This window comes from Enterobacter chengduensis (genome assembly GCF_001984825.2).
GTDB classification, from domain to species: Bacteria; Pseudomonadota; Gammaproteobacteria; order Enterobacterales; family Enterobacteriaceae; genus Enterobacter; species Enterobacter chengduensis.
In genome coordinates this window covers 2,438,471-2,464,042 of record NZ_CP043318.1, presented here as the reverse complement: position 1 = coordinate 2,464,042, position 25,572 = coordinate 2,438,471, and the positions used below count along the sequence as shown (strand labels likewise).

The following is a 25,572-nucleotide window of genomic DNA, read 5'->3' as shown; positions in this document are numbered from 1 at the left end:
GGTTTCCCGAACGCCCCAACCTTATCTTTCCCGCAGCGCCTCTTTTGCTTTGTTGAGCGGCTTCAGCAGATAATCAAGGATAGTTTTACTCCCCGTTTTAATATCCACCGTCGCAATCATCCCCGGAAAAACAGGAAATTCTTTTCCCTGCTTATTGGTCAGATGGTTACTGTCGGTGCGGATATAGACGCGATAGTAGTAAACATCCCTCTTCACCTCGTCCTGCAGGGTATCCGGTGAAATCATGGTCACTTCCCCTTCCAGCCCGCCGTAGATGGAATAGTCATAGGCCGTGACCTTCACCAGCGCTTTCTGGCCGGGATGGATAAACGCCACATCGCGCGGGGAGATTTTTGCCTCAACCACCATCTGGTCGTCCAGCGGGACCAGGCTCATCAGCTTGCCATTTGGCGGGATAACCCCGCCCACGGTCGTCACGTCAATATCCTTTACGATCCCGCGCACCGGCGCATTGAAGGTCAGCCGGGTCAGCGAATCCTCCCGCCCTTTCATCACCGAACGCTGGGCTTCAATCTCCGCATTGGCTTTCGCCAGCTCTTCCCGGGCGCGAACGTAATACTGGTTTTTCATCTCGGTGATTTTATTCTCAAGCTCATTTTTCTGACGCTCAAGACGTAACACCTCAACCTTGCTGGCCGCCCCCTGGGTCACCAACGGACGGGTTAACGACAGCTCGCGCTGCACCAGCTCGGCGCCCTGACGCAGGCCTGCCAGCCCTTTTTCCAGGCTTTCTCGGCGGGACTGGTAGAGCGCCGTTTCCTGTTTGACCAGCTCAACGTCGTCATCCAGCTCGTCCGGAAACGCGAGTTCGGTGTCGTTGACCTCGGCCTTCAGGCGCGCGGCGGTTGCCAGCGCGGCATTCAGACGCGACTCGCTCTCCAGCACGCTGGACTCGGTTTTGGTCCGGTCAAGCTGCGCAAGCTGCTGGCCGCGTTCAACGATGTCGCCTTCGCGCACCATCAGGCTGTGGATAATCCCACCTTCAAGAGACTGAATGACCTGCTCATGCGAAGAGGGAATCACCTTGCCGCTGCCAGTTGTGACTTCATCAAGTTCGAACAGGCTCGCCCAGGCGATAAATACCGCCAGCAGGGCGAACAGCGACCAGGCAACCAGCGACGACCTCGGCAGGCGCGGCTCCTTCAGGCGACTATTAAAACGGGAGAAATCATTCATGCCGCGCCCTCCTCAGCTACCGCCGCCGGTTTCATGGTCACGGTGCGCTGTGCTGTCTTTTGCGGCGCCATACCGTGCTGGTGCAGGATGGCGTCGCGCGGGCCGTCCATCACCACCTTGCCGTTCTCCAGCACGATGATGCGGTCGACCAGGTCCAGAATCGGCAGGCGATGCGTCGCCACCACCAGCGTCCGGCGTTTACCCAGCCATTTGTGAAGATGCTGAATAAACTGCTTCTCGCTCATTTCGTCCAGCCAGGCGGTAGGCTCGTCCAGCAGCAGAATGTTCGGCGAGGTGAGCAGCGCGCGCGCCAGCAAAAGCGCCTGACGCTGGCCGCCGGACAGCCCCGTGCCGCCCTCGTTGATAAGGGTGTTAAGCCCCATTTTTTGCTTACGCACAAACTCCAGCGCGCCGCTGTTGACCAGCGCCTGGTGAATCTCGTCGTCGGTCGCCAGCGGGTTCCCCATCAGGATGTTGTCCCGCACGGAGCCAAAGAACAGCCGCGCCTGCTGGCTCAGCAGCTGCATGTCGCGTCGCACGTCGGCCGGGTCGAGATGATTGAGCGCAATATCGTCGAGCAGGATGCTGCCCTGCTGCGGCTCCTGCATGCCCGCCAGAAGCTGTAACAGCGTGCTTTTCCCGGAGCCGTTGCGGCCGAGCACCGCCACGCGCTCCCCGGCGCGGATCTGCAGCCTGCTGACGTTGAGCACGCTGAGTTTTTCTTCTTCATCGTAGTAAAAGCCGACGTCCTCCAGCGCGTAGTCGCCGCGCAGGTGGGCTTTGTGCACCTTCTTGCCGTGCTGCGGGTCGTCAATCGGGCGCTGCATCAGGTCATCCAGCCCCTTGCGGGCCACTTTTGCCGACTGCCAGCGGGAGAGTACGCCCGAAATCTGCGACAGCGGCGCGATGGTGCGCGATGCCAGAATCGAGGTGCCCACCAGCGCACCGGTGGTCATGTCGCCGCTGATGACCAGGTAACAGCCCACCAGCAGGACCACGGCATAAACGATAGACTGCACCTCCTGCGTCCAGGTGAGCAGCAGGCCCGTCAGCCAGCGCTGCTTCATGCCGACGCTGGCGGCGACGTCGTTGGTGTTATTCCACTGGTTCTGGAAACGCTGCTCGGCGCGCATCAGCTTGATGTCTTCAATGCCCTGCACCGCTTCCACCAGCGTAGCGTTACGAATGGCGGATTCACGCATCCCTTCGCCGGAGAGCTTCCCCAGCGGGCGCTGCACCAGCAGCCCAGGAATCAGCAGCAGCGGCACGGCGAGCAGGACCACCAGCACCAGCGGGCCGCCAATCATCCACAGGATAAAGACAAACAGCAGGAAGAACGGCAGATCGGAAATCGCCGCAATGGTGGTGGAGGTGATCAGCTCGCGCACCGACTCCAGCTCGCGGATCTGGGCGATAAACGATCCGGTTGATTTGGAGCGCGCGCCGTTTTTGATCCGCAGCGCGTGGGCAAAGACGCGTTCGGAGATGCGCAGGTCGGCGCGTTTCCCCACCACGTCAGAAATATGCACGCGCAGCATGCGCATGATGAATTCGAAAACGATGGCAATCATGACGCCGCCAAACAGCACCCACAGCGTGGCTTCGGACTGCGACGGCACTACCCTGTCGTACACCTGCATGGAGAAGACCATGCCGGAAAGCGCCAGCACGTTAGCCACCAGCGCGACCAGCATAATGTCGCCGTAGCGCCGCCAGTCCTTCAGCGCCAGCTGCCAGAACCAGTTTTTCTCATACGGTTTGATGTAGTCATCCACGCGGGCGTCCGGCGTGGACTCGAGCGGGCGCAGCACCATCAGGGCTTTTAACCGCGGTCCAAGCTCCTCACGCGTCAGCGTCGTCTCCAGGCCGCCGTCGCCGCTGAACTGCAGGCTGACGTTGCCTTCGTTATCCATGCGGTTGATCACCGCAATTTGCCCGCCGGTGAACTCCGCCAGCAGCGGCAGACGCCACGGATCGAGGGAGACCGCTTCCGCCGCCACCGCACGCATCCCCAGCCCAAGCTGGCGCGCCATCTCCTCCAGCACCAGCTGGCGCGGCGACTGGCTTTCATGGTTAATCGTGACCCGAACGTGCTCCACCGAAAAGTCCAGCCGGTAGTGCTTCGCGATGATGAGCATGCCCTGCAGCCAGGGTTCGTACTGTGGATGTGTCTTCATATTGCTACGTCCTGTCCAGGGCGATAATTTCGCACTGAAATGATACCTTTACGGGATAACTCAAAATCGAACATTCTTTAAACGAGCCCGCAAAATAATCTTGTGAAATATAGGGTTATTGCCATTTATGTAAAGAAACGCAAAAGGCCGCGAGGATCGCTCCTCGCGGCGTTGTTTTACGCAATTAAAAGCTGATGGTTGGCCAGCAGCGTCGCCAGATCCGTCTGCACGCCGTTGAGCGTCACCAGGGTGGTCGGGGAGAACTGACCGCCGGTACCGTCCAGGTCAACCTGAATTTCGGTATTGCTGCCGTTCTGCACCACGCGGATGTAATCGCTGATATTGCCCGCGCTGCTGTCCAGCGTGGCCACGCCGTTCACATAGCTCGCCGAGCCCGTGCCGGTATAGCCGCTGCCGGAGAGCAGATCGCGCAGGTCAATACGATCCGTGTCCGCCGTCCCTTCCCAGGTGCCGACCGTAAAGCCGTTCACCACGTCGTGACCGTTACCGCCCGTTGCGTCCGAGGCGTTGATCAGCTTGTAGAGCAACGTATCGTGACCGCCGCTGCCGATGTTGAAGGTGTCATTTCCGCCGCGGCCTTCGAACTGGTTATCCGCGCTGTTGCCGGTGATAACATCGTCGAAGTCCGAGCCGTTAATACCTTCAATGTTCAACAGCCACGTGGTCCCGAAGCCGGTGTCCTGCGCGGTTGAAAGGCGCAGGTCAACGGTCACGCCGGAGGTCGCGTTGCGGTAATCCACCACGTCCATCCCGCCGGTGTTGCTCCAGGTGTCGTAGTCGGAATGGGTATTCCAGCCGCCGGAGCCGTTGTAGGTATAGGTGCCATCCTCTGCAATAAAGGTGTCGTTATACCCGGTACCGGTAATGGTCCCACTGTGGCCGCCGGTGGCCGCCTCGGCCGTCAGGACGTAGCCCTCTTTGCCGTTGCCCGCGACCAGATCGCTCCAGGTGACGTTATCCGACACCCCGTTGGTGATCTTCACAATCTCCGCCGAGTAGGTCTCCTTCGGATCCAGCCCGTAGAAGCTCACCAGCGCGGAGGTATCGTTCGATCCGATACCGGACTGGGCGTTGATGATCTGCGAGGCAACCAGCACGCCCGCGGCGTTATACAGGTTGACCGTGTTGCCGTAGTAGGCGTTGATGCCCTCGCTATCGACAATGTGCAGATGCATCGCGGTGCCGTCCGCAATGGCTTTACTGTTCTGGACCAGCACAACCTTGCCGTTCTGCTGAGAGACCAGCAGATCCTGCGCGCCGTCCCAGTTGTAGTCTACGGCCGCCACGCCGGTGGCGTAGGCAATACCGGACGCCAGCTGGCTGGAGGTCCAGGTGGAACCGTACCCGTTGTTGGTGAACAGGGTCGCCGTTTGCGACGCGCCGTAGGTGCTGAGCTTGATAATGTCCATCTGCCCGTCACCGTTCCAGTCCACCGCCACCGACAGATACCCCGCCGACGCGTTAGAGGCTTCCACCGCGCTCTTGGTGGTGGAGAGCTTCCCGGTGCCGTCGTTGTAGTAGATCACCCCGCCGTTGTTGTTGTAGCTGCTGCCCAGGTACAGATCCATGTAGCCATCGCCGTTGAAGTCTGCCCACGTCATGGACGCCGCCGTGGTGGTGTTCGCGGCGTTGACCACAAACACGTTGGTCAGGTTCTGGCCGATAGAGAGCGTGCCGTTGCCGTTGTTGTTGATCACGGTTAACGAGTACGCGCCGCTGCGGTTGGTGTGCTGAACAATATCCACCGTGCCGTCGTTGTTCAGGTCAACGCCGGAGATTTCACGCATGGTGGTGAACTGCCCCCAGAAACCTGCGCCGCCGTTGGTGCCGTCCGGCGACAGTACCCCGTTGTTGTTGATCACGTACGTAATGGAGTCTGCACCCGCATCGCCGTAGGCCAGATCCAGATAGCCGTCACCGGTTTTGTCGTACGCAACCACCCCGCCGTACCAGATGGTGGTGCCTACCCCCAGCTGGCTGGCGTTATAGGTACTGCCATCGTAGGTCCACATCACCTGAGTGGAGCCACCGTAGGTGTTCTCCGTGGCGAAAATGTCCTGCGTGCCGTTACGGTCAAAGTCGGCGGCGGTCTGGCTCACCACGTAGAAGTTACGGGTGTTGGTCAGCGTATTGCCGGCATAGGTCGAGCTGTCGCTGCTGGAGTAAGACTGGCCGTTCGCAATGATATTCCACAGACCGCTGCTGTTGATGCCGAGGGTCATGGTGGAGTTATTGCTGTTCCCCGCCGTAGTTGCCCAGTCGGTATTCACCGAGGTGGTGTCAATCACCAGGCTGCCGGTCGCGGTGCCGGTGGTATTCCCGTTACCCGCGCTGCTCTTCACCTGCGCCGTCACGCTGTAGCTCGCCACGCTCAGCGCGTCGCCGTCCGGGATCTGCAGATACCAGGTGTTGTGATCCGGGTCGACCACCACCGCACCGCCCGTCTGGGAGGTGTAGGTTTTGCCGTTCACCGTGACCACCAGGTATTCACCGTTCACCAGGTCAGCGGAGACGGTACCGCTGACGATCGGCGTGGTATCCGACGTGGTCTGCGCGGTAATCGCCGCCGTGGTGGTCGGAATGCTGGTATCGACGTTCAGCACAAAGCCGTCGGATTCCGTGTAGTTTCCAGCCCTGTCGGTGACGCGCACAATGTAGGTGTGATTCCCGTCGCTCAGGCCGTTGTCCTGGAAGGACCAGCTCGCGCTGCCGTTCATGGTCACCTGGCCCAGAAGGACCCCGTCACGGTAAAGCTGCACGATCTCGCCGTCGTCCGGGGCGCGGTTAAGCGTGCCGTTGATCAGCGGCGAGTTATCGTCCGTTGCCACCGCGCTGCCAAAGGTGCCCTGACGCTCGCCTTCACCGTCGGTATAGCTCACGACCGTGCCCACCGTGGTTGGCGGCGTCGTGTCTACCGTGACGATCTGAGACGCGGTGGAACCCACGTTGCCCGCCTGGTCGATGATCCGCACCTGGTAGGTGTAGTCACCGTCCGCCAGATCGCGGGTATCGGTATAGCTCCAGCGCTGGTTGGTGACCGTGGCGTCTGACCAGGTATTCCCGCCATCGAGGCTTATCTGGACGCGCTCGTCGTTTGCCAGCGCGTTGCCCAGCGAGCCGTTAATGGTCAGCGTGGTGTCCATGGTGATGAAATCACTTCCGGACTGGCCGGTGTCTTCGCTGATGCTGTCGATGGTGATGCCGTACTGCGGCGCCTGCGTATCCACCGTCACCGCCTGCGAGGTGGTCGCCCCGACGTTACCCGCCTGGTCAACAACCCGTACCTGGTAATTATGGCTACCGTCTGACAGGGTACGCGTATCGCTGTAGCTCCACTGGGTACCGCTGACGGTGGCGTACACCCAGGTGGTGCCGCCGTCCATGCTCACCTGAACGTACTCGCCCGCACCCAGCTCGGCCCCGAGCGTGCCGTGCAGCGTGTACGAGGTAGAGCTGGTCAGGAAGTCATTGTTGTCGAAGCCGGTATCGACGGTAATGTTATCCACGGTCACCGTAATGGCCGCATCCGGGGCGATCGTATCCACGGTTACCTGCTGATGGGCGCTGGCCCCCACGTTGCCCGCCGCATCCACCACGCGAACGTAGTAGTCATAGGTCTGGTTACCCAGCGTCCGGCCATCCACGTAGTACCAGGTGTTGCCGGTGACGATGACGTTCTCCCAGGTCACGCCGCCGTCGATGCTGATCTGGGCGTACTCGCCGTCCGCCAGCGTCGCGCCGAGCGAGCCGTGCAGCGTCAGGGACGTATCGTTGGTGATAAAGTCGCTGCTGCTCAGGCCGGTATCGTCGCTGATGCGGTCGATAGCGATCGTTTTGCTGGCGTCCGGCGCGACGGTATCAATGGTCACTACCTGGCTGGCGGTGGCGCTGATGTTCCCCGCGTCGTCAATCACGCGCAGCTGGTAGTTGTAATCTCCGTCGGCCAGCGTGCGGCCATCGACATACGTCCAGCTCAGCCCGCTGACGCTGACGTCGGTCCAGGTGACGCCGCCGTCAAGGCTGATCTGCGCGTGGTCGCCGCTGCCCAGCGCCGCGCCGAGCGTCCCTTTCAGGCTGATCTGGTTGTCGCTGGTAATGAAGTCACTGTCGGACAGGCCGGTATCCTGGGAAACGGAATCCACGGTAATGGTCGTTGCCGCCGGTTTCGTCAGATCAATGACCACGTCCTGGCTGTCCGTTGACCCCACGTTGCCCGCGTTATCAATCACCCGCACCTGATACTGATAGGTCCCGTCGGTCAGGGTGCGGCCGTCCGTATAACGCCATGTGGTGCCGGTCACGGTCAGGTCAATCCAGGTTGCCCCACCGTCGAGGCTGATCTGCGCCTTCTCGTTATTGCCGAGCTGCGCGGTCAGCGAGCCGTTGACCACGACCTGAGCGTCGTTGGTGATGAAATCCGTCGCGCTCAGGCCGGTGTCGTTTTGCAGCGAATCGATGCTAATCCCCATCGACGGCGCGGTCAGATCCACGGTAACGGTGTGGTTATCGCTGGCGCTGTTGCCGATGGCGTTACTGACCTGGGCGTTAATCACGTACGAACCGCCGTCCGCCAGCGCGGTCACATCCGCGCTGCCGACCGTATAGCGCCAGGAGCCGTCATTCTGAACGGTCGCCGTGTAGGTTTTACCGTTCAGCGTGATGGTCACCGTCTGACCCGCAGGCGCGTCGGTGGTGCCGCTGATGACCAGCGGCGTGCCGTGTTCAGCAGCGCTGACAATGTCATCTTCCGCAAAGGTGTTGATGGTGATAGTTGGGACGTCACCGTTCAGCGTTACGTCGTGCGATGCACTCCCCGGGTTGCCCGCCTTATCGCTTACCGACGCGGTGATGGTGTAATCCCCGTCGCTCAGGCCGAGGAAATCACGACCCGGCACGAAGACCGACCACGATCCGTCCGCCCCGACGGTCGCCTGATAGCTATGCCCGTTGAAGGAAACGGTCACCGTCTGGCCCTGTTCCGCCGTGGTGGTACCGCTGATGGTCTGACCCGCCAGCTGCTCGGCGTTGTTAACGATGTCGTCATCGGCCACGGTGCTGATGGTCACGGTCGGCGCGACGGTATCCACCGTTAAGGTGTGCGTCGTCTGGCCGCCGTTACCGGCTTTGTCGTTGACCGATGCGGTCACCGTCAGCGCGCCCTGGCTCAGGGCAGCCAGATCTGCCGCCGGCACGTCCAGCGTCCAGGTCCCGTCGCTGCCAACAAGCGCAGTGTAGCTTTTGCCGCCCAGCGTCACGGTGACGGTCTGACCCGCCTCCGCGCTGGAAGATCCGCGCACGGTCAGCGGCTGCTGCGCTTCAAGCGCGTTCAGCATGTCGTCACCCGACAGCGTTGCAATGCTCACCACCGGCGCGGTGGTGTCCACGCTGATGTCGTGCGTTGCCGAGGCGCCGTTGCCCGCGCTGTCCTGCGCGGAAACAGACACCTGATAGCGCGCGCCGTCGGCCAGCGCGCCCACGTCGGCGGCCGGAACGGTGGTCGTCCAGGTGCCGTCGCTCTGGATCGTGGCCGTATAGGCCTTGCCGTTAAGGGTCACGGTGACCACGGTTCCGCTGGCGAACTGGGCGCTGGAGCCGTTAATTACCAGCGCGTTGCCCGCTTCTGCCGCGTTAATGACGTCATCGCCGCTAAGGGTGTTTACCGTCAGCGCCACGGAGGCGGTGTTGACCCGCACGTCGTGCGTCTGGGTGCTGCTGTTGCCCGCGCCGTCGGTAATGGTCGCGCTCAGCGTCACGGTGCCGTCGGTCAGGGCTGAAATCACGCTGGCCGGTACGCCCACGCTCCAGTTGCCGCTGGCGTCAACGGTGGTGGTGTACTGGTTCGAACCCAGCGTAATGACCACTTTATCCCCGACGTTCGCGCCGGTTGCCGACCCGCTGACGATCTGCGCCTGGCCGTGCTCCACGCTGTTGATGACGTCATCGCCCGCCACCACGTTAAAGCTGACGGTCGGCGGCGTGGTATCAAGCGTAATCGCTTTGCCCGCGCTGCCCGGGTTGCCCGCGGCGTCGCTCACGCTAACCTGCACGGTATAGCCGTTATCCGCCAGTGCGGAGAGGTCGGAGCCCGGCACGTTCACGCTCCAGATTCCGCCCTGCTGCACCTGCGCGGTGTAGCTCTTACCGTCCAGCGTCACGGTGACCGTCTGCCCGGCTTCCGCCGTGGTGGTGCCGGAGATGGCTACCCCTGCGGACGCTTCGCTGGCGTTGATGACGTTATCGCCCGCGACCGTATCAACGGTGACGGCTGGCGCGGTGGCATCCACGCTGTACTCGCGGCCCGCCGAGGCGCTGTTGCCGTTCACGTTGGTCACGCTCGCCTGCACGCTGGCATCGCCGTCCTTGAGGCCCGCCAGATCCGCGGAAGGCACGGTTGCCGTCCAGTTACCGTCGGCATCCACCTTCGCGGTGTAGGTCTTACCGGCGAAGGTGATGGTGACGGTCTGGTTTTCCTCCACGTTTGACGTGCTGCCCGAGAGCACCAGATCCGCGCCTTTCTCCGCGGCGTTAATCACGTCGTCGGTCGCAACCGCATCAATGCTCACCGCGACTGCCGACAGATCGACGGTCACGTCATGGCTGATGGTCACCGGGTTGCCTGCGGTGCTCTGGCCCGCAACGGTCACGGTGACCGTACCTGCTGCCAGCGCCCCAACGTCTGCCGCCGGGATCGCCGCCGTCCAGCTGCCGTCTGCCAGCACGGAGGCGGCATAGGTTTTGCCGTTAACGGTCACGGTGAGCGTGGTTCCCACCGCCAGCCCGTCGCTGGAGCCGGTGACGATCAGGTTCTGACCATGTTCGATGCTGTTGATCACGTCGTCGCCTGCCACGGTATCCACGCGCAGGCCCGGCAGGCTGGCGTCGATGGAAATATCGCGCTCGCCCGAACCGGTGTTGCCATGGCCATTGGTCACGGTTGCCGACACCGTCAAATCGCCGTTGCCCAGCGCCGTCAGGACGGACTCCGGCACGCTCACGGACCAGGTCAGATCGCTCTGCACCGTCGCGGTGTAGCTGTTGCCGCCGAGGGTGACGGTAACGGTGTTGCCCGCTTCCGCGTTCGTTACCCTGCCGCTAACGATCTGGCCCGCGGCAACTTCCGCCGCGTTGATGACGTTATCGCCCGCCACGGTGTTGATGGTGACGGTCGGCAGCGCGGTATCCACCAGCAGGTTCGCGGTGTTGCTGACGCTGTTGCCCACGCCGTTGGTGGCGGTCGCGCTCAGGGTGTAATTCGCTTCGCCCAGACCCGACAGATCCGCTGCCGGAACGGTCAGGCTCCAGGTGCCGTCCGCCGTCGTCGTGGCCGTGTAGTTTTTGCCGTTCAGGGTCACGGTCACCACGGTGCCTTCCGCCAGGTTGGCGCTGGTGCCGCTCACGCTCAGATCCTGGCCTTTTTCCACCGCGTTCAGCACGTTATCGCCGCTGAGGGTGTTGAAGCCGACGGAAGGCAGGCCGGTGTCGACGGTCACGTTATGCGTGCCGGTGCCGGTATTGCCCGCCGCGTCGGTGACGGACGCAGTCACGGTCACGGTGCCGTCCTGCAGCGCGGAAATCACGCTCGCCGGTACGCCCACGCTCCAGTTCCCCGCCGCGTCCAGCACGGTGGTGTACGTCTGGCCGCCAATGGTGACGGTGACCTTATCGCCCGCCGCCGCGCCGGTGGCGGAGCCGCTGACGATCTGCGCCTGCGCGTGCTCGGCGACGTTAATCACGTCGTCGCCCGCCACGGCGTTGATGGTCACCGCTGGCGCGGTGGTATCTACCGTCAGGTTATGGTCAACCGACGCCGGGTTACCCGCTTTGTCGCTGACGGAGGCCGTCACGGTTACGCTGCCGTCGGTCAGTGCCGCCGCATCCGCCGCCGGAACGGTAAGCGTCCAGCTGCCGTCCGCGCCGACGGTCGTGGTGTAGTCCTTGCCGTTCAGGGAGACGGTCACGGTCTGGCCCGCTTCGGCGGTGCTGGTGCCGGACACGGTCAGATCGCTCTGCGCTTCGGCCGCGTTCAGAACGTCATCGCCCGCGATGGTGCTGATGGTCACGGTCGGCGCGGTGGCGTCCACGCTGTACTCGCGGCCCGCCGAGGCGCTGTTGCCGTTCACGTTGGTGACGCTCACCTGCACGCTGGCGTCGCCGTCCTTAAGGTGTGCCAGATCCGCAGACGGTACGGTATACGTCCAGTTGCCGTCGCCATCGACGGTGGTGGTGTAGATCTTGCCGTTCAGGCTCAGGGTTACGGTCTGCCCGGCCTCCACGTTGGTGGTCGCACCGGACAGCACCAGATCGGCCCCTTTCTCCGCCGCATTGATCACGTCGTCGGTGGCGATGGCGTTGATGCTGATGGCAACGGTCGCCAGATCCACCGTCACATCGTGGCTGATGGTAATCGGGTTACCCGCCGCGCTGTCGCCGGTGACGCCGATCTTCACGCTGCCTTCCGGCCACGCGCTCACGTCGTTTGACGGGATTGCCGCGCTCCAGGTGCCGTCCGCCCGCACCGTGGCCGCGTAGTCTTTACCGTTAACGGTGACGGTCAGTGCCGTGCCTGCCGCCAGCCCGTCGCTGGTGCCGGTGACGATCAGGTTCTGCGCATGTTCGATGCTGTTGATCACGTCGTCGCCCGCCACGGTATTCACGCGCAGGCCCGGGAGGTTAGCGTCGATAGCGATCTCGCGCTCGCCGGAACCGGTATTGCCGTGGCCGTTGGTGACGGTCGCCGTCACGCTCAGGCTGCCGTTGCCCAGCGCGGTCAGCACGTCAGACGGCACGCTTACGGACCAGGTCAGATCGCTTTGCACCGTCGCGGTGTAGCTGTTGCCGCCGAGGGTCACGGTGACGGTGTTGCCCGCTTCCGCGTTCGCCACGCTGCCGCTCAGGATTTGCCCGGCCGCCACTTCCGCCGCGTTGATGACGTTATCGCCCGCCACTGTATTGATGGTAACGGTCGGCAGCGCGGTATCCACCAGCAGGTTCGCGGTGTTGCTCACGCTGTTGCCCACGCCGTTGGTGGCGGTCGCGCTCAGGGTGTAGTTGGCCTGACCGAGACCGGCCAGATCCGCTGCCGGAACGGTCAGGCTCCAGCTCCCGTCCGCCGCCGTCGTGGCCGTGTAGTTTTTGCCGTTCAGGGTCACGGTGACCACGGTGCCTTCCGCCAGGTTGGCGCTGGTGCCGCTCACGCTCAGATCCTGGCCTTTTTCCACCGCGTTCAGCACGTTATCGCCGCTGAGGGTGTTGAAGCCGACGGAAAGCAGGCCGGTGTCGACGGTCACGTTATGCGTGCCGGTGCCGGTGTTGCCCGCGCCATCGGTGACGGACGCAGTCACGGTCACGGTGCCGTCCTGCAGTGCGGAAATCACGCTCGCCGGTACGCCCACGCTCCAGTTCCCCGCCCCGTCCAGCACGGTGGTGTACGTCTGGCCGCCGAGGGTGACGGTGACCTTATCGCCCGCCGCCGCGCCGGTGGCGGAGCCGCTGACGATCTGCGCCTGCGCGTGCTCGGCGACGTTAATCACGTCGTCGCCCGCCACGGTGTTGATGGTCACCGCTGGCGCGGTGGTATCTACCGTCAGGTTATGGTCAACCGACGCCGGGTTACCCGCTTTGTCGCTCACGGAAGCCGTCACGGTTACGCTGCCGTCGGTCAGTGCCGCAGCATCCGCCGCCGGAACGGCCAGCGTCCAGCTGCCGTCCGCGCCGACGGTCGTGGTGTAGTCCTTGCCGTTCAGGGAGACGGTCACGGTCTGGCCCGCCTCGGCGGTGCTGGTGCCGGACACGGTCAGATCGCTCTGCGCTTCTGCCGCGTTCAGAACGTCATCGCCCGCGATGGTGCTGATGGTCACGGTCGGCGCGGTGGCGTCCACGCTGTACTCGCGGCCCGCCGAGGCGCTGTTGCCGTTCACGTTGGTGACGCTCACCTGCACGCTGGCGTCGCCGTCTTTCAGACCTGCCAGATCGGCCGCCGGCACCGTGGTGGTCCATTTGCCGTCTGCGCCGACGGTCGCGGTATAGCTCTTGCCCGCGAAAATAATGCTGACGGTCTGGTTCTCCTCAACGTTAGCGGTGGTACCGGAAAGCACCAGATCCGCGCCCTTCTCGGCCGCGTTAATCACGTCGTCGGCGGCAATCACGTCGATGCTCACGGCAACGGTGGCCAGATCGACCGTCACATCATGATCGATGGAGACCGGGTTACCCGCGCTGCTCTGGCCAGAAACGGTCACGGTCACCGTGCCTGCCGCCAGGGCACCCACGTCCGCCGCCGGGATCGCCGCCGTCCATGTGCCGTCCGCCAGGACGGTCGCCGCATAGGTTTTGCCGTTTACGGTCACGGTCAGCGCCGTGCCCGTCGTCAGCCCGTCGCTTGTTCCCGTAATAATCAGGTTTTGATTATGTTCGATGCTGTTGATCACGTCGTCGCCCGCGACGGTATCGACGCGCAGCCCGGGCAGGCTAGCGTCGATAGTGATATCGCGCTCCGCGGATCCGCTGTTGCCCACGCCGTTGGTTACGCTGGCAGACACGGTCAACTCGCCGTTGCCCAGCGCGGTCAGTTCAGCTTGCGTCACGCTAACGGACCAGGTGAGATCGCTCTCTACCGTCGCGGTATACGTTTTGCCTCCGAGAGTCACGGTAACCGTGTTGCCTGCTTCGGCATTGACTACCGAGCCGCTGATGCTCTGGCCTGCCGCCAGCTCGGCCGCGTTAATGACGTCATCGCCCGCCACGGTGTTGATAATGACGCCCGGCAGAACGGACTCGACGTTCACGGTATGAGAGGTGCTGGTGCTGTTGCCAACGCCGTCCGTTGCTGACGCGGTAACGGTGTAAAGCGCTTCACCCAGCTGACCGACCTGGTCCGCCGGAACCGTGGTGGTCCACTTCCCGCTGTCATCCACCGTCGCGCTGTACGCCTTGCCGTTCAGCATCACGGTGACTACCGCGCCTGCCGCCAGGCCGGAAGCCGTACCGGAGATCGTCAGATCCTGGGTTTTCTCTGTACTGTTGATCACATCGTCACCGGACACGGTGTCAATGGTCAGCACCGGCGCGCTCAGGTTGACCTCCACGCTGTGCGTGGTGCTGTTGCTGTTGCCCGCCCTGTCGGTCAGCGCCGCGGTGATGGTGTAATCGCCTGCCGCCAGCGCGGTGACGTCCGCTGCAGGCACGCCCACGCTCCAGCCGCCGGAGGCGTCCAGGGTGGCGGTGTACGCTTTATTGTTGATCGTCACGGTGACCACATCGCCCGCCGCCGCACCGGTCACGGAACCGGTGACAATCAGCGCCTGCGCATGCTCGACGCTGTTGATCACGTCGTCGTCGGACACGGTGTGAATGGTCAGCTGCGGGACGGTGGTATCGACCAGCACGTCGCGATCCGCGGAGGCCGGGTTGCCCGCTTTATCCGCCACGGCGGCGCTGATGGTGTAGTTGCCGTCGGTAATCCCGCTCAGATCGGCGGACGGTACGGTCACGCTCCAGCTGCCGTTTGCCTCTACGGTGGTGGCGTAGTCTTTGCCATTCAGCGTTACCGTCACCGTCTGGCCCGCTTCGGCGTTGGTCACGCCATTAATCAGCAGATCCTGCTGCGCTTCGGCCGCGTTGATGATGTTGTTGTCGCTGACGATCTCGATAGATACCGTCGGCGCCGTCGCGTCCACGCTGTACTCGCGGCCCGCCGACGAGCTGTTGCCGTTCACGTTGGTGACGCTCACCTGCACGCTGGCATCGCCGTCCTTCAGGCTGCCCAAATCGGCAGACGGTACGGTGGCCGTCCAGCTGCCGTCGGCACCCACCGTCGCGGTGTACGACCTGCCGCCGAAGGTGATGGTAACGGTCTGGTTTTCTTCCACGTTGGTGGTGGAGCCGGACAGCACCAGGTCCGCGCCTTTTTCCGCCGCGTTAATCACGTCGTCAGCGGCAATCGCGTCAATGCTGATGGCGACCGCGGCCAGATCCACTTTCACGTCATGGCTAATGGAAACCGGATTGCCCGCCGTGCTCTGGCCTTCCACCGTCACGGTGACCGTGCCCGCATTCAGCGCGCTAACGTCTGCCGCCGGAATGGCCGCCGTCCAGGTGCCGTCCGCCAGCACGGTGGCGGCGTAGGTTTTGCCGTTGACGGTCACCGTCAGCGCGGAGCCGCTCGCCAGCCCGTCGCTGGAGCCGGTGATAATCAGGTTTTGCGTATGTTCGATGCTGTTAATCACATCGTCGCCCGCGACGGTATCGACGCGCAGGCCAGGCAGGCTGGCGTCTATAACGATTTCGCGCTCGCCGGTGCCGGTGTTGCCGTGGCCGTTGGTCACGCTGGCGGACACCGTCAGATCGCCGTTACCGATGGCGGTTAAGACCGCGGACGGCACGTTGACCGACCAGCTCAGATCGTCCTGCACCGTCGCGGTATAGGTATGGCCGCCGATGGAAACAGTGACAGTGTCACCGCTCGCCGCGCCGCTCACGCTGCCGCTCAGGGCCTGCCCGGCAGCCACTTCCGCTGCGTTAATGACGTCATCCGTGGCGACCGGGTTGATGGTAACCTGCGGCAGCGCGCTGTCCACCAGCACGCTGTGGCCGGTGCTCGCGCTGTTGCCCGCGGCGTCGGTCACGCTTGCCGTCACGGCGTAGCTCGCTTCGCCCAGGGCAGAAACGTTCGCCGCCGGAACGGTCACGCTCCAGTTCCCGCTGGCGTCAGTAGTCGCCGTATAGTTAATCCCGTTCAGGGTCACCGTAATGGCGGTGCCGTCCGGCTGGTTGCTGGTGCCGGACACCAGCAGATCCTGGCCTTTCTCGGTGGCGTTGATCACGTCGTCAACCGCCAGGGTATTGATGGCGATCGCCGGCGCGGTCAGGGAGACGTCAAACTCATGCGTCTCGGTGGTGCTGTTACCGGCCTTATCGGTCAGGGTCGCGGAGATCGTCTGGTTACCATTAGCCAGCGCGCCCACGTCCGCCGCAGGAACGCCTACGCTCCAGCTGCCGGACGCATCCAGCATGGCGGTGTAGTCTTTACCGTTCAGGGTCACGGTAATCACGTCGCCCGCCTGCGCGCCCGTCACCTTGCCGGAGACGATCAGCGCCTGGCCGTGCTCGGCAATGTTCACGACGTCGTCGCCCGCAACGATGTTGAAGGTAATCTGCGGTACGGTGGTATCCACCAGCACCGAGGAGCCCGCGCTGGCCGGGTTGCCTGCCTTGTCGGACACGCTCGCCGTGACCGCCGCGCTGCCGTCGGCGATGCCTGCCATATCGGCCGCCGGAACGTCGAGCGTCCAGGTTCCGTCCGCCTGCACCTGCGCGGTGTACTGATTGCCGTTGAAGGTCACGGTGACCGTCTGGCCTGCCTCAGCGTTAGACGTGCCGCTCAGGGTCAGATCCTGCGCCGCTTCGGCCGCGTTCAGCATGTTGTCGCCGCTGATGGTGTTAATGGTCACCGTCGGCGCGGCGGTATCGACGCTGAACTCCTGCGCCGAGGACGCCACGTTGCCGTTCACGTTGGTGACGGTTAACTGCACGCGGGCGTCGCCGTCCTTCAGGCCGCTCAGATCGGCTGCCGGGACGCTGTAGGTCCAGCCGCCGTTGGCATCCACCGTGGTGGTATAGGTTTTACCCGCGAAGGTGATGGAGACGGTCTGACCCGCTTCAACGTTGGAGGTGGTGCCGGAAAGCACCAGATCCTGGCCTTTTTCCGCCGCGTTGAGCACGTTGTCGTCGGTCACGCTGTTGATGCTGACGGCGACAGGCGCAAGATCGACGTCCACGACGGTGCCGATCGTCACCGGGTTGCCGGAGGTATCCTGCGCGCTGGCGTTGATTTCGAGCGTACCGTCCGCCCACTGCGAGACGTCCGCTGCCGGGACGGCCGCCTGCCAGCTGCCGTCCGCCAGTACCGTAGCGGAATAGGTGTTGCCGTTGATGGTCACGGTCACGGTGCTGCCCGCCGCCAGACCGGTGCTGGTGCCGGACACAATCAGGTTCTGACCGTGTTCGATGATGTTAATCACGTCATCGCCCGCCACGGTGTCAATACGCAGACCCGGAAGCTCGGCGTCGATGGTGAAGTCGAGAGAAGAAGAGCCGGTATTGCCGCGCGCGTTGGTGACGCTGGCCGATACGGTGAGGTCGCCGTTGCCGAGGGCGGTTAGCTGGCTCTCGCTTAACGACAGGCTCCAGGTCAGGTCGTCCTGCACGGTTGCCGTGTAAGTCTGGCCGCCGAGTATAATAGTGACAGTGTCACCTAGCGCCGCATTCGCGACGTTACCGGTCAGGGTTTGCCCGGCCGCCACTTCCGCCGCGTTAACGATATTGTCGCCCGCCAGCGTGTCGATCGTCACTCGCGGCAGCGAGCTGTCCACCAGCACGTCGTGTGAGGCTGAGGCGCTGTTGCCCACGCTGTCGGTGACGTTCGCCGTCACGGTGTAATGCGCTTCGCCCAGCGCGCTTACCGCTGCCGCCGGTACGGTCACGCTCCAGTTCCCGCTCGCGTCAGCCGTGGCCGTGTACTGAATGCCGTTCAGGGTTACCGTAATGGCTGTGCCTTCCGGCTGGTTGCTGGTGCCGGAGAGCAGCAGATCTTCGCCCTTCTCGGTCGCATTGATCGCGTCGTCCGCCGCCAGCGTGTTGATACCGATGACAGGCGTCACGGTATTCACCACCACATCCAGCGAACTGCTTCCGGTATTGCCGGATCTGTCGGTGACGGAGACGTCGATTGTCCAGGTTCCGTCCGCCAGCCCCTGCACGACGGACGCCGGCAGGCCAAGGCTCCAGTTCCCCGCGGCGTCCACCACGGTGGTGTAAGCCGTGCCGTTGAGGGTAACGGTCACAAGATCGCCCGACGCCGCACCGGTGACGGAGCCGCTCAGGATCTGCGCCTGCGCATGGGCGAGCTGGTTAACGGTGTTGGTGGCGGTGACAAAGTCGTTGATGGTCACCTGCGGCACGGTGGCATCCACCAGGCCCATGCGGTCGGCGCTGCTGGTATTGCCCGCCACGTCGCTCACGGTGGCCGTCACGGTTACGATGCCGTCTGCCAGCGCGCCCACGTCCGCCGCCGGTACGCTCAGCTGCCAGGTGCCGTCCGTCTGAACCGTGGTCTGATAGGTTTTGCCGTTCAGCGTGACGGTGACCGTCTGGCCGGGTTCCGCAGTGCTGCTGCCGCTTAACGATAAATCCTGCTGGGCTTCGGCCGCATTAATGATGTTGTCGGCGGTCAGGTTATCGAGCGTAATCGCGGGCGGCTGCGTGTCCACCGTGACCACGCGCGACGCGTCGGCGCTGTTGCCGTTAACGTTGGTAACGCTGACGCTCACCTGCGCACGCCCGTCGATCAGGGTTTCCATGGCGCTGGCGGGTACGGTCAGGCTCCAGGAGCCGTCCTGCTGCACCTGTGCGGTGAAGGTCTGGTCGGCGAATTTCACCACTACGGTCTGCCCTGCCTCCACGCCCTGCGTCTGGCCGGAAAGGGTGACATCGCTGCCTTTTTCGGCCGCGTTGAGCATGTCATCGCCGGAGACGGTATCAATGGTGACCGCCACGGCGTTCAGATCCAGTTCAATCGGGTGTTCAGCCGCAACGGTATTGCCCCAGGCATCTTCAGCGCTGACGCTAACCGTCATGCCGCCTGCCGCCCAGGCCTGCAGGTCCGCCGCCGGAACGCCGATCTGCCAGCTGCCGCTGGCGTTAACCGCGGTAACGTACTCAACGTTATTGATGGTGACGACAACCTGCGTGCCCGGGGCCAGATGGGTACTGGAGCCGGTGACGCTCAGATCCTGCTGCTGTTCGATGGCGTTGATCACGTCATCGCCGGAAATGGTGTGCACGCGCAGGCCCGGCAGTTCAGCGTTGATGTTGACGTCACGCTCGCCGGTGCCGGTGTTGCCGTGCCCGTTGGTAACCGATGCGGTGAAGGTTAAGTCACCGTCGCCAAACGCCTGAAGATCCGCCGACGGGATCGTGACGCTCCAGGTAAGATCGCTGCCCACCGTGGCGCTGTAGCTTTTGCCGCCGACGGAAACGGACACGGTATCGCCCGCCGCCGCGCCGGTAACGCGACCGCTGAGGGTTTGATCGACGCCCGCTTCGGCGTTATTGACCAGGTTGTCGCCCGCAAAGGTATTGATGATCACCTGCGGAAGGACGGTGTCCACCAGCAGATTCGCCCCGGCGGAGCCGCTGTTGCCCACGCTGTCGGTGCCGCTGACGGTGACGGTGTAAAGGGTGTTTGCCAGATTCAGGACGTCGGAAACCGGCACCTGGACCGCCCAGATACCGTTTGCGACGGTGGCCTGATAGCTGACGTTGTTCAGCGTCACGGTGACGCTGCTGCCGTCCGGCAGGTTGCTGGTGCCGGTCAGGCTCAGCGGCTGCATCGCCTCCTGGGCATTCAGCACGTTATCCTGGCTGATGGCGTCAATCGTAAATTCTGGCGGATGCCCGCTCAGCGTAATGCCGTGCGTGGCGCTGCCGGTATTGCCCGCCGCGTCGGTCACGGAAACGGAAATCGTGTGGTTACCTTCACCCAGGGCACCCAGCACCGACGCCGGAACGCCCACGCTCCAGCTGCCGTCCGCCAGCACCACGCCGGTGAAGGTCTACCGCCAAGGGTCACCGTCACCACATCGCCCGCGGCGGCACCGCTCGCCTGGCCGGAAATCACGTGCGCCTGCCCCTGCTCGCTGATATTGAGAATATCGTCGCCCGCCACGGTATGGATGGTGACGACCGGCGCGGCGGTGTCCACCGTGAAATCTGCCGTCACGGACGAACCGTTGCCCGCTTTGTCGCTGACGTTCACCGTCAGGGTATGGTTGCCCTCGCTGAGCGCCTGCACGTCGTCTGCCGCAAGCGTGACGGACCAGGTGCCGTCGCTGCCCACCGTAGCGTTATAGTTTTTGCCGTTCAGCGTGACCGTGACGATCTGACCGGCTTCCGCATTTGTTTTACCGGTCAGGGTCAGCGGCTGGCCGTGCTCGGCGGCATTGATGATGTTGTCCTGTGCGAGGGTATCGACAGAGAGGGCTGGCGCGGTGGTGTCTACGCCAATCGTCTGGCTGCCGCTGACGGTGTTACCCGCCGCATCCTTACCGCTCACGTTAACCGTCCAGGTACCGTCGCCCAGCGCCTGCGCGTCTGCCGCGGGGACGTTAACGCGCCACGCGCCGTCCGCGCCCACTTCAGCGGCGTAGGTTTTGCCGTTCAGCGTCACGGTGAGTTCGGTGCCCTGCGCCAGGTTTTTGCTGGTACCGGAAAGCGTAAAGCCTGCGGATTGCTCGCTGGCGTTAATGACGTTGTCACCCGCCGTTGTCTCCAGCGCGATCGTGGCTTCGGCAGTATTAACCGTTACGCTAATACTGCCCGCTGAGGTGGTTTTACTGCCGTCGATCTGCACGACCGACCAGGTGTGGGCGCCGTCCGTCTGGGTCGGTAAGATGACCGTCCACGTGCCGTCTTTACCGACCATGGTGCTGGCTATGGTGCTGCCGCTGCTGTCTTTGATCTGAATGGTCGCGCCCGGCTGGCCGGTACCGCTGAAGGTTGGGGTGTTATCGTCCGTGATCGCGTCTGCGCTCAGCACGCCCTGCCTGTCGCCCGCTTTATCCGACAGCAGGAAAGTCGGCGTCGCGCTTTCTACTTCTTTCGTATTATCAATAACTTTAGTTTTCGTTTCGCCATGCCCGCCGTTTGCCAGCAGTGCCCCAATGGCGCCGCCGCCTAACGCGGCCCCCGCAATCCAGCCCCACGGCGCGTCGCTTAACAGACTTTCCTGCTCGAGGAAAGGCTGAACGCTGCTAATTGGCGTGGCCTGCGCGGTTAACTCGGTCACCGCAGCGCCTGACGCTTCCCCGGTATCGGCAAAAGAAATATGCGTCAGTTCCTGACGGTCATTGAACACCAGCTCAGACTGATTATGCGTTTCCGTATCTTCGACAAAATAGTTATTGCAGCGAATCACGCTGCCGTCTTTCATATAAATAAGGAGGTCTTTACCCTGGCGGACATAACGCGCCACGTCCTGAGCAGAGCCCTGGATTTCGATCACGCTCGGCGATGAAATAGAGACCGACAGATTTCCTTCGCCGGTTAATTTCGTTTTCTCCGCCGTTTTGCGAATGATGACATCAACAACCTTTACGTTACTCATTTCTTCTCCTTGCAGGTGTACGGATTCCTGTGGATATGACCACCAGATGGATGCAGCTATCCCTGGGAAAAAACACCCATTATTTTCAGACTTATTTTTTGCGACTGTGCGCGTCTATCGTTAACTCAGATCGGGTAGTTTTGCGGCAGCGTTTTTCTCTATTCCAATAAGCGGCATTAAATTATCAACTGCGGAAGCATAATTAATTGCCGAACTCCAGCCATCATACTCGGCGATTATTTTCGCTGACGTGGCCTGCCAGACATCCTGCTCAACGCTAAGCAGATCGTTTATGCTCCGCTTGCTCAGGGTGTATTCATTTTTATAAACATCGCGGGCGCGCAGCGCATTTTCCAGCTGCTGCTTCCCGGCCTCCATTCTTCCCCGCGCGCCGGTCCAGTCCGCCTGGGCGACGGAGGCTTTTTGCAGGACATCGAAGCGCGCCTGATCGACCTGCGAGGAGGCCATCGCCCGAGCGCCTTCCGCCTGCCGCACGCGCGCAGATACCGCGCCGCCCTGATAAAGCGGTGCGTCAATATTGAGCTGGATCTGGTCGTCCCAGTATGAACGGTTGTCCGATTCATAGCGGGTGCGTCCCCCCTTCAGGCTTAACGTCGGCCAGTGCTGAGACTTCGCCGTTTCCACGCCATACTGGGCCGAACGCTCCATGTTCTGCGCGGCCATTACGGCCGGTATCAGAGAGTAATCTATGCGGTTGAGCGAGCCCGGCTCCACGGCAAGATTCGCGGGCACGGGCGAATAGGCCTCGGCCTGCATCCCGGTTAATACCGCAAGCCGCGCGCGGGCGCTGTTTAAGGCAGCGTGATACTGCGCGACCGTCGCCTGCATGCCGGCAATGCGCGTGCGGGTCTGAAGCTCATCAGAGGTGGAGCTTACCCCCGCGTCTGCGCGCAGCTTTGCCAGCTGCTCGACGTTTTTGAGCGCCTGAACGTTCTCTTTTGCCGCCTGCAACAGATCGGAATAGCGTTTGACCTCGACATAGCTGAGCGCCGTTTTTTCCGCCACATCCGAAAGCGTGCCCATCAGCTGGTAGCGGTAGCTATCACGCTGGGCGGAGGACTGGCTGATGCTGTTATTGGTCTTGCCAAAATCGTACAACAGCTGCGTCAGGCTCACCCCCCAGGCGGCTGAATTCTTCAGCGACCCGCTGGAATCGGTGGTCTGGCTATGCCCCGTGCTCCCGTTCAATGATATTTGCGGCATCCAGCCGCTGCGCGCTTCGTCTATTTGCGCCTGGCCAATACCCAGCTGCGCGGCCTGCTGGCTAATTGACGGATCGCGATCGATAGCAAAAAGAATACTTTCTTTTAAGGTTGTTGTTGCCACCGGGGCAATACCCACCTGCTGACTATTGGCGTACGCCATATTTATGGCTAATGAAATGAATGCCAGTGCTGCCGTAAATCGCCGTAACTTAGGTTTGCGTAATATCGTCATGTTATCTCCCTGACTCTGAGTGACACTGAAGGAATTACCCAAAAAGAGGTATAGATAATTAGACAAATATCTTATTTAGCATCCTTTCTGAATTTCAGGTAATACTCCCCATACCCATTTCCATTGGAGATGAGATCCGCCCGCGTCTTATTTCAATTAAGAATTTACTTATTTCTTTAAGTTGTTGGCAGCATAACAAAATGCGGTATAGCTCACTACACCCACAATGTTAATGGGGTGTTACAATTAAGAAAAAATATGGGGTTTCTGGACAAAACTCTTAAAATGACCTTTCAGATGAAACATATAAAATGCCTGTTATTTAAGGAAAATTCTTAATTTGCTCCCTGCACATTTTTGCGTTAATTTCAGCGCGGGTCAGACACAAAGATTTTCAAAGAAGTGTCAGTTTAAGTAGGCTTTGTTGAATAAATCGAACTTTTGCTGAGTTGAAGGATCAGATCACGCATCTTCCCGACAACGCAGACCGTTCCGTGGCAAAGCAAAAGTTCAAAATCACCAACTGGCCCACCTACAATAAAGCCCTCATCAACCGTGGCTCCATAACTTTCTGGCTGGATGATGAAGCTATTCAGGCCTGGTATGAGTCGGCAACGCCTTCATCACGGGGAAGACCTCAGCGCTATTCTGATCTCGCCATCACCACCGTTCTGGTCATTAAACGCGTGTTCAGGTTGACCCTGCGGGCTGCACAGGGTTTTATTGATTCCATTTTTACACTGATGAATGTTCCGTTGCGCTGCCCGGATTACACCAGTGTCAGCAAGCGCGCAAAGTCGGTTAATGTCAGTTTCAAAACGCCCACCCGGGGTGAAATCGCGCATCTGGTGATTGATTCCACCGGGCTGAAGGTCTTTGGTGAAGGCGAATGGAAAGTCAAAAAACATGGCCAGGAACGCCGCCGTATCTGGCGAAAGTTGCATCTGGCAGTTGACAGCAACACACATGAAATCATCTGTGCAGACCTGTCGCTGAACAATGTGACGGACTCAGAAGCCTTCCCGGGTCTTATCCGGCAGACTCACAGAAAAATCAGGGCAGCATCGGCAGACGGCGCTTACGACACCCGGCTCTGTCACGATGAACTGCGGCGTAAGAAAATCAGCGCGCTTATCCCGCCCCGAAAAGGCGCGGGTTACTGGCCCGGTGAATATGCAGACCGTAACCGTGCTGTTGCGAATCAGCGGCTGACCGGGAGTAATGCGCGGTGGAAATGGACAACAGATTATAACCGTCGCTCGATAGCGGAAACGGCGATGTACCGGGTAAAACAGCTGTTCGGAGGTTCACTGACACTGCGTGACTACGATGGTCAGGTTGCAGAGGCTATGGCCCTGGTACGAGCGCTGAACAAAATGACGAAAGCAGGTATGCCTGAAAGCGTGCGTATTGCCTGAAAACACAACCCGCTACGGGGGAGACTTACCCGAAATCTGATTTATTCAACAAAGCCGTTTAAGTAACCAAAGAGAGATTATTAAAATTAAAGCCTATTAAAAAACTAATTTAAGCAATTAAATCCTGCGTTGCATTAATTCGATAGTTTTTAAAACCATGCAACGGCAACCCTCTGGTGACTTAATCCAAACCGTTTAATAAAACATAACAATAACATTACGGTTAACATTCAAAGCGGCTTAATCATACCTTATCAATAAAATTTTAATAATCACTCAAATGAACCATCTCTCAACTGTTCACTATTCCGGGGACATTACCCTTCTCTCTGCGTCAAAATGCTGTATTATGCAAATTATTGCGATATTTTGCAGGAATGCACGCCATGCACAAAACCGCTCGTCAACGCTACGTCCTCGATCTCCTCAGCGAGCAGGGCCAGGCCAGCATCACCGAACTGGCCGAAAAGCTGCAGGTTTCAGCGGATACCATCCGTCGGGATCTGACCGACCTGGAAAACCAGGGCCTTGCGCAGAAGAACCACGGCGGAGCCATCGCGCTCAACCTCTCCGCCATGAACCGTCGGGGCCGCAATACGCTGCTGCCGGAGACCAAACAGCGCCTGGGTAAACGGGTCGCACAGCAGGTTCCTGCGGGTTCCACCCTGTTTCTGGATGCCGGAAGCACGGTGATGGCCGTCGCCACCTTTCTTCAGGGGCCACTCACGGTGATCACGACATCACTGGATATCGCCCAGCATTTTAGCGACCGGGACGACATCGAGCTGATCCTGCTCGGCGGAAAATGGGACAACAGGCAGCGGCTGTTTGCCGGCAGCGCCACGCTGTCCCTGCTGTCCCGCTATCGGGCCGATATCGCCATTCTTGGCGCATGCGCCATTCATGCCGAACTTGGCCTGAGCGCCGGTAAAGAAGCGGACGCCGAGGTTAAGCGCGCGATGCTCGCCGCGAGTCATGCGCACTGGGTTGTCGCCGACCACCTGAAAATTAACCGCTGCGAACCGTATCTGGTTTCCGGGTTATCCAGCATTCAACAACTCTTTTTAGATCGTCCCTGGCCTGAGCTTGGGGACCCTGGCGCACTGCAGGTTACGGTGTGCGCAAATTAACGTGGAGAAGG

General features: G+C 61.4%; 7 protein-coding genes. 2 read left to right on the top strand and 5 right to left on the bottom strand.

Annotated features, from left to right (window positions below):
- Positions 1–21: 21 nt before the first annotated feature.
- The 5 genes from FY206_RS12020 to FY206_RS12005 form a co-directional block, all read right to left on the bottom strand.
- Complete coding sequence (locus tag FY206_RS12020) at positions 22–1,197, bottom strand: HlyD family type I secretion periplasmic adaptor subunit (RefSeq protein WP_032640293.1); 1,176 nt, start codon at positions 1,195–1,197, stop codon at positions 22–24.
- Positions 1,194–3,374: a type I secretion system permease/ATPase gene (locus FY206_RS12015; protein ID WP_032640295.1), complete on the bottom strand. Its 2,181-nt coding sequence runs from the start codon at positions 3,372–3,374 to the stop codon at positions 1,194–1,196. Before FY206_RS12015 ends, FY206_RS12020 begins: the two co-directional genes overlap by 4 nt.
- 176 nt (positions 3,375–3,550) lie before the next feature.
- On the bottom strand, positions 3,551–19,948 hold the full coding sequence (locus tag FY206_RS12010) for an Ig-like domain-containing protein (protein WP_375710416.1): 16,398 nt from the start codon (positions 19,946–19,948) through the stop codon (positions 3,551–3,553).
- Complete coding sequence (locus FY206_RS25820; RefSeq protein WP_407712716.1) at positions 19,900–21,555, bottom strand: Ig-like domain-containing protein; 1,656 nt, start codon at positions 21,553–21,555, stop codon at positions 19,900–19,902. Before FY206_RS25820 ends, FY206_RS12010 begins: the two co-directional genes overlap by 49 nt.
- A gap of 120 nt (positions 21,556–21,675) precedes the next feature.
- A complete protein-coding gene (locus FY206_RS12005) occupies positions 21,676–22,941 on the bottom strand; it encodes a TolC family outer membrane protein (RefSeq protein ID WP_374206871.1) in 1,266 nt (421 codons plus the stop codon).
- A 521-nt stretch (positions 22,942–23,462) separates the two neighbouring features.
- Between FY206_RS12005 and FY206_RS12000 the strand changes: the two genes are divergently transcribed.
- Positions 23,463–24,431 carry an IS5-like element IS903B family transposase gene (locus FY206_RS12000; protein ID WP_022649395.1) on the top strand — a complete coding sequence of 323 codons (969 nt, stop codon included), beginning with the start codon at positions 23,463–23,465 and terminating at the stop codon, positions 24,429–24,431.
- A gap of 386 nt (positions 24,432–24,817) precedes the next feature.
- Positions 24,818–25,561 carry a DeoR/GlpR family DNA-binding transcription regulator gene (locus FY206_RS11995; RefSeq protein ID WP_032640305.1) on the top strand — a complete coding sequence of 248 codons (744 nt, stop codon included), beginning with the start codon at positions 24,818–24,820 and terminating at the stop codon, positions 25,559–25,561.
- The last annotated feature ends 11 nt before the right edge of the window (positions 25,562–25,572 follow it).

What these genes read in the sequence shown, in the direction of transcription:
- FY206_RS12005 (WP_374206871.1), bottom strand. Translation starts at nt 22,941, where the DNA reads ATGGCGTACGCCAATAGTCAGCAGGTGGGTATTGCCCCGGTGGCAACA.
- FY206_RS11995 (WP_032640305.1), top strand. Translation starts at nt 24,818, where the DNA reads ATGCACAAAACCGCTCGTCAACGCTACGTCCTCGATCTCCTCAGCGAG.
- FY206_RS12015 (WP_032640295.1), bottom strand. Translation starts at nt 3,374, where the DNA reads ATGAAGACACATCCACAGTACGAACCCTGGCTGCAGGGCATGCTCATC.
- FY206_RS12020 (WP_032640293.1), bottom strand. Translation starts at nt 1,197, where the DNA reads ATGAATGATTTCTCCCGTTTTAATAGTCGCCTGAAGGAGCCGCGCCTG.
- FY206_RS25820 (WP_407712716.1), bottom strand. Translation starts at nt 21,555, where the DNA reads ATGAGTAACGTAAAGGTTGTTGATGTCATCATTCGCAAAACGGCGGAG.